This window comes from Bartonella sp. CE47NXGY, assembly GCF_042195415.1.
In the GTDB taxonomy this organism is placed as follows: domain Bacteria; phylum Pseudomonadota; class Alphaproteobacteria; order Rhizobiales; family Rhizobiaceae; genus Bartonella.
In genome coordinates, this window is sequence record NZ_JBHIOI010000053.1 from 1 (window position 1) to 6,190 (window position 6,190).

General features: G+C 37.7%; 6 protein-coding genes and 3 pseudogenes. 1 reads left to right on the forward strand and 8 read right to left on the reverse strand.

Annotated features, from left to right (window positions below):
• Window positions 1-589 precede the first annotated feature (589 nt).
• The 8 genes and pseudogenes from ACFIL3_RS08790 to ACFIL3_RS08825 form a co-directional block, all read right to left on the reverse strand.
• A pseudogene (locus ACFIL3_RS08790) lies at window positions 590-694 on the reverse strand (transcriptional regulator); the annotation flags it as partial.
• 18 nt (window positions 695-712) lie between these two features.
• Window positions 713-790 (reverse strand): annotated as a pseudogene (locus tag ACFIL3_RS08795) (Killer protein); the annotation flags it as partial.
• A 13-nt stretch (window positions 791-803) separates the two neighbouring features.
• Window positions 804-1,736, reverse strand: a complete 933-nt coding sequence (locus ACFIL3_RS08800) for a DMT family transporter (RefSeq protein ID WP_144755783.1) — start codon at window positions 1,734-1,736, stop codon at window positions 804-806.
• An 11-nt stretch (window positions 1,737-1,747) separates the two neighbouring features.
• Window positions 1,748-1,966, reverse strand: a complete 219-nt coding sequence (locus ACFIL3_RS08805; RefSeq protein ID WP_375624020.1) for a hypothetical protein — start codon at window positions 1,964-1,966, stop codon at window positions 1,748-1,750.
• A 43-nt stretch (window positions 1,967-2,009) separates the two neighbouring features.
• Complete coding sequence (locus tag ACFIL3_RS08810) at window positions 2,010-2,435, reverse strand: carboxymuconolactone decarboxylase family protein (RefSeq protein ID WP_375681534.1); 426 nt, start codon at window positions 2,433-2,435, stop codon at window positions 2,010-2,012.
• 774 nt (window positions 2,436-3,209) lie between these two features.
• Window positions 3,210-3,494: a type II toxin-antitoxin system RelE/ParE family toxin gene (locus ACFIL3_RS08815; RefSeq protein ID WP_246054788.1), complete on the reverse strand. Its 285-nt coding sequence runs from the start codon at window positions 3,492-3,494 to the stop codon at window positions 3,210-3,212.
• Entirely contained in the window at window positions 3,487-3,705 is a 219-nt protein-coding gene (locus ACFIL3_RS08820) for a TA system antitoxin ParD family protein (protein WP_005773872.1), read from the reverse strand. Before ACFIL3_RS08820 ends, ACFIL3_RS08815 begins: the two co-directional genes overlap by 8 nt.
• 499 nt (window positions 3,706-4,204) lie before the next feature.
• Window positions 4,205-4,889 (reverse strand): annotated as a pseudogene (locus ACFIL3_RS08825) (DNA adenine methylase).
• A gap of 149 nt (window positions 4,890-5,038) precedes the next feature.
• On the opposite strand from ACFIL3_RS08825, the gene ACFIL3_RS08830 reads away from it, so the two are divergent.
• A partial coding sequence (locus ACFIL3_RS08830) for a tyrosine-type recombinase/integrase (protein ID WP_375682094.1) occupies window positions 5,039-6,190 on the forward strand: 1,152 nt, incomplete at its 3' end.

The window sequence follows — 6,190 nt, forward strand, 5'->3', positions numbered from 1 at the left end:
TTAATTTTCTCTCATTTAAAAAAAATGATATAGGTTCTAAAAAGAACTGACAAGACTGACAAAAGTTTATTAAAAGGAATTTTGCTCATCTCTATAATGATCAGTTTCTATTGAGATGTTTTCATAAGTGTTTTCATAACAGACAATAAATCGCAATTATCATATATCCTATTTATCATTTCTCTTATGAACATGAAAAATGATGCCATGGCTATAAAGAACATAACAACTATAGAGAAAGCAAAAATGCAAATGAAAGCATTTGTTATAAAGACAGTCCCTATAAGGCTGTTAAGTCTAAAATGTGTTATTAAAAGAAATTAACAGAAATCTTAAAAGCCATTTAGTGACAAAATTGATAGGTTATAAAGATAAAAATACGCATTATGAGAGCCTTTTTAAATATTATAGATGTATAGATTTAAAACATAACGCAATCGTTTCATAAAGCCCATAATATAGCTTTAAACGCATATAAATATAAAAGAAGCAATTCATAATCATAAGATATTATCAATACACAACGTATTTAAAAAAATACAAAAAAATATCAAAAAAAGATAAAATATTATTTGACAATAAATACGTATTTTGTTATATGAAGACGATACGCTAATTTTTGTATTGTTATCCCCATTTCTTCTAAAAAAGCTACTTTTAGAACTTCACTAGAATGGGCGGGGTTATGCGTCATTTGTTTTCATTCCTTTCATCAATGGTAATCTTGATAATCAACAAGCTCCACATCTGTTCCGATAAAGCGAAAAATAACACGCCAATTTCCATTCATCTTAAAAAGTATATTACTCTTTATGCGCATTGGGAACGGCTTTTCTAGATCCTAGTAAGCTGAATATATAGCCTTGTCCGATTAGAACTCCAAAAATCGTAACAAAAACGCCTATGATTTGCATGATTTGAGGGATGAAGCCAAACAGGATTTGCACCAATAAGGCTGAAATAGGTACAAAATTGAAAAATATCGCAGTCTTACCCGGACCTCGGATCGCTATTCCAATATTCCAAAATAGGTAGGCTAAAACTGATCCTGCAACCCCCATCCAAAGGAGTGCGAATAAACTAGCGCCGGACATAGACATCGTTTCTTGAAGAGGGGATTCGAATAAAAAGGTTAGGACGCCAAGGGCGACGGTGCCAGAGAGCATCGTCCAGCTTGTTGTTTCAAGCGGGGTTGCGTTCTTGACAAATGACCGCGTGCCCACGGTATAGAACGCCCAACCAATGGAACCTAAAAGAATCATAATATCTCCTTTGGCAAAGGAAACATGGTTAGACAAAAATCTCCCATTTGTTATGACTAAATAGACCCCGAACATGCTAATGAGCATCCCTATAACCCTCTCACAGGTTGGGAAAGATTTATTCATGATAGCTTCAATAATATTAGCACTAATAGGGGTTGTCGCCATGATGAGGGAGGCTGTTATGGGATTTGACGTTTGCAAGCCAACAAATAAAGCGCCATTAAACCCTGCCACACCGATAATCCCTAGGAAAATATAAGAAATAAAATTTTGCGATAAAACATGCCACCGCAAGCCTTCTTTGAAAATCATAATTAAAAATATGGCGATTACGGCAATGAGAAACCGCTCAAAAGAAGCTGTCCATGGAGAAACAGTCGTTAAAGCTATCTTAGTGGCTTGGAAATTGGAACCCCAAAAAAAGGTTCCTACGAGGGTTAAGACAAGAGCTATTCTGGGCGTGATTTTCATTGGATAGATCCTTATACTTGATACCAAAGTGGAGCATCGAGACGTATAGAAGAAATTTGTGCGGTATTAGATGAGGAAAGAATAAAGTTGACCGCGGAAGCAATGTCATCTGGGTGAAGCATTTTGGCAAGATTCTCTGGAGGTATCTCTGGGAATCCTTTAAAATTGCGACGAAAATCCGTATTAACTTTATCAACTTGGATTGAACAAACACGAATATTTTGTGGCATTCCCCATAAGCGCAACCCACCAGTATAGCCCTCTACAGCAAATTTACGAGCCGCAACTAGATATGAAGTCTAGTTGCTTTTCATCAAAGACCTCTTTTGCAGCAAAAACACTATTTAAGGCTGCTGGAAACCCTGCATAAAGTGCCAACTGTATCATTACTTCAATCAGCTCAGCAGGACTACACCCAATATTAAGAGCACTGGTAAAGTGGAATTTGAGTTGCCGTCTTGCATTACCGAGAGTTGCAAAGATGGCAACGGTGGCAAGCTGCCGAATACGGCTTGTTAAGTGAGGTCGCTCATAAATTTCTCCATACACAAAAGAGATGATGAATTTTGCGAGATCAGGGGCAACATCGGCCATTTCTTCAAGAATTGAAGGGGTCTCGACCAATTCCATAGAGCGTAAACGCTCCACGCCCAATTCATAAGCATTTTTCTTATAATTTACAAATGTTTGTTCTTGCATGTAATGGCTCCCTCCCCACGGAGCCTTAGTTGGATAAGGCTTTTACTTTACCTTAAAGACTAAACCTTCAATTAAAATGCAATACCTTATCTCCTCTTGCGGATTTGCATTGCATGAATCATTATCGTGCTTTAATATCCTAGTCAATCATTTTTGTAAATTTATTTTATATTATTTTTCATTTTTTACATTATAGGCAATCCTTATGAAGCTATAGCAGATAGTAAGGGATTTTTCTATGGCATTAATATTACGTTGATGCAGCAGGCACGTGTAGCCTTTCCAGACGTTGTACTTAAGACTGAGCTAAAATTAGCAAATTAAACCCTTCTTATTCGTATTTGCGCAAGAGAACTGAGGTGTAACTTGTTGAGCGTAGAAACACCATGCATGATTATGTGCGCATTGAGCTATAGGACTTAGTTGTATTTAGTATTTTGCGGCTTGAATTTACCGAAGAAAGTGCGAAGCGTTAAATTTATAACAGATGCTACTAACTTACCTCTAATCTAGTAAAGTTCTATCATGACAAAGCCATTTGTTGGGGTGTACGGAAGAGCTTTGTTTTTAACTCAAGTTAGAGATATGTAATAGCAGATGAGTGCAGTACTCCTTTGCTGCAAAGTCCTCCAATCGGTTTAGCTAAAAATATTATGCCGCAATTAGGTGCCCAATATAGCTTGATCATGTCTATAAATTTTGGTTTAATACCTTTAGCACTGGAGAACTTTAGTAAAATTAATGCTGTGTGCCTCTATCAAGTTGTAAAATATATTATGCTTTAAGATCTCGGTAAAAATTTTCATGAGAGCCAAGTGCTAACAAGGTCAAAGTAATCGTGTGATCTTCATAGCTGTAAGCAAGCAGCGTCAATTGCTTGGCCATTTTAAATTTATAGACAAAAACACCAGAAAGATCACCTGTTTTGGCTTGACCAATGGTGGGCGTTTTCATAATGACGCGAACAGCTTGGTCTAGATCTTGTTTTTGGTTGGCATGCAGTTTTTTGACAGTTTTTTTAAATGAATGGGTTTGTAAAACTTGCATAGATTCAGCCAAATTCAAATGCTGTTACATCGCCATCTGCATTTTCTTGTTGTCCAAGTAAGATTGCTTGAATAAATTGAAAGGAGAGATCTGGATTTTCTTCGGCTATTTTGCCCATACGCGACCAATATTCAATTTGCTTAGGAACCGAGCGGCTATAAACAGACGCGTAACGCTTAGCCTCATTAATGAGATCATCAGACAGTTTAACAGTTGTAGCCATGACTATACTCCTACCTTACAATAAGGTGGTAATATAGTTCAAAAGGTGTTAAAAAGCAACCTTTGAAACACAATAACCTTAGCAGATCTCTAACACAATTCCTTCTCTCACAGCCATCTTTCTTAATATCTGAAAGAAGAGAAAATAAAAGATAAATTTAGAACTAAATGATCGAGAATAAGCTCTAAAAAGGTTCGGGATAGGCAGAAAATAAGTTAAAAGAATCAACGGAATCAAAATTCCCGAACTTCTATATAATCTATTGATTTTATATAAATATAGCATTCCTACCCCCTCCGCCACAGCACTTTTGTCGTGCTATAAATTATTGATTCTATATGTCTTGTATGTAGCTTGTCATCAGGTTTTGCAGAATTTGACAGCAGGTTTTGCAGCAATTCATTTTTAAAATTCACGTCTTTTTTAAAAAATTAAAGGGGTTTTCAAAGGGTCTTCAAAGATCATTTAAAGACCCTTTAAGGCAGCTTTTTCTCCTTTGCTAAAAGTCGCAATTTGAGATGATGAGCTCTTGAGCTGGAATTGGATTATTTGAACTGCATGTATAAGATATGGTAACCTCTTTTATCTTAAATGGGCTAAAGCTTTTGCGAATCTCCGGCACATCATTGAGTGACAGAAGAAACTTTCCCTTTAATTGTGCAAGCAGTGTGGACATCCTCTGATAATCCTCTCGCTTAAACAAATCCTTGCCATAGTAATCCTCAACACCCCAATAAGGCGGATCAAGGTAAAACAAGATGTTGGGACGATCATAGCGCCTAATAAACTCAAACCAATCTAAATGTTCAATGGTCACACCTGCTAAACGACGGTAAATAAGCTTTAAGGAGGCTTCAAGTTTGAGACTATTAAACCCGTGCACCACGGTGTGGATCAACTCCAAACGTCTGTTTTGCCACTTTGCCACCAAAACTCAACCGCTGCAGATATAAAAACCGCAATGCCCGCTCTAAATCTGTCAGGGTCTTGGGATCTTGGGTGCGTAACCGTTCAAACGCCTCACGGCTACTCACCTGGAACTCCAACAGATCCATGAAAGGGTAATAATGGCGTTGCAACACCCGAAAAAAATTCACCACATCACCTGAACGATCATTGATCACTTCATATAAAGGAACTAATTTTCTCCTTAAAGATACAACATATTGATTTATAATGATAATCTAGCGTTATTCATATTGAATTAGACCCTCGAATAACGCAAGATTCTCTCATTTTAAATCTGTTTATGTTGAATCAATCAAAACCACTCATTTGTACATAACAAGTGGGATGAGTGTGTGGATAAAATTTGTATAAGAAAGGACTAAAAATGGCTCTTATGAACCGTCTTAATGCAAGGGCTGTCGCAACATTGGGAGCTGGCAAATATAACGATGGTGCCGGCTTGTTACTTCACAAGCGTAAAGATGGAGGTGCTCAATGGATTTACCGTTATACCATTCATGGGCGCCGTCGTGAAATGGGCTTGGGGGCATTGCGAAACGTTTCTTTAAAAAAAGCGCGTGAATTGGCAAATCAATGGCGTTCTGTTTTGCATGAGGGTCGTGACCCTATTAAAGAACGCAATAAACAAAAGCGTGAAGCAATAAGCAATCTCCATTATTTAAAAGATATTGCCGTGGATGCTTTTGAAAGTCGTAAAGCTGAATTAAAAGGGGATGGAAAAGACGGACATTGGTTTTTACCATTACGTCTTCATATTCTCCCCAAATTAGGCTGTTTACCCGTTTCAGAAATTACCCAAACTGAGATACGCAATACTCTTGCTCCTATCTGGCATACAAAAGCTGGAACAGCTAATAGAGCTCTTAATCGTCTTAATATATGTCTCAAACATGCGGCTGCACTAGGATTGGATGTTGATTTACAAGCAACAGAAAAAGCACGTGCTCTCTTAGGCAAACAACGTCATAAAACGCAAAACATGCCCGCAATGGATTGGAAAGAGGTCCCTGCCTTTTATAAAACACTTTGCCAAACAACAATCCTAACACAACTGGCTTTGCGTTTGCTTATTTTGACAGGAGTTCGTACTTTTCCTTTGCGTCATATTCGTGAAGGTCAAATTGAAGATGATGTCTGGACAATTCCTGCTGAAAATATGAAAGGAAAGCGTGATACTACAACAGAATTTCGCGTCCCCTTATCAAAAGAAGCGCTGAAAATTATTGAACAAGCTCGTTGTATTTCTAAAAGTGATTTTCTTTTTTCTCCTACCGGTCGCGGTCCTCTTTCACATACGATGATGGCTTGGTATATGAGAAAAAATAAAATTGAAGCATGCCCGCATGGTTTTCGTTCTAGTTTACGCAATTGGCTTGCTGAAACAACCGATGCTTCCTATGAGGTTGCTGAAACTATTCTAAGTCATACAGTCGGAGGACAAGTAGAGCGTGCCTATCGTCGGACTGACTATTTAGAACAGCGCCGCGTTTATATGGATAAATGGGCGGCTTATGTC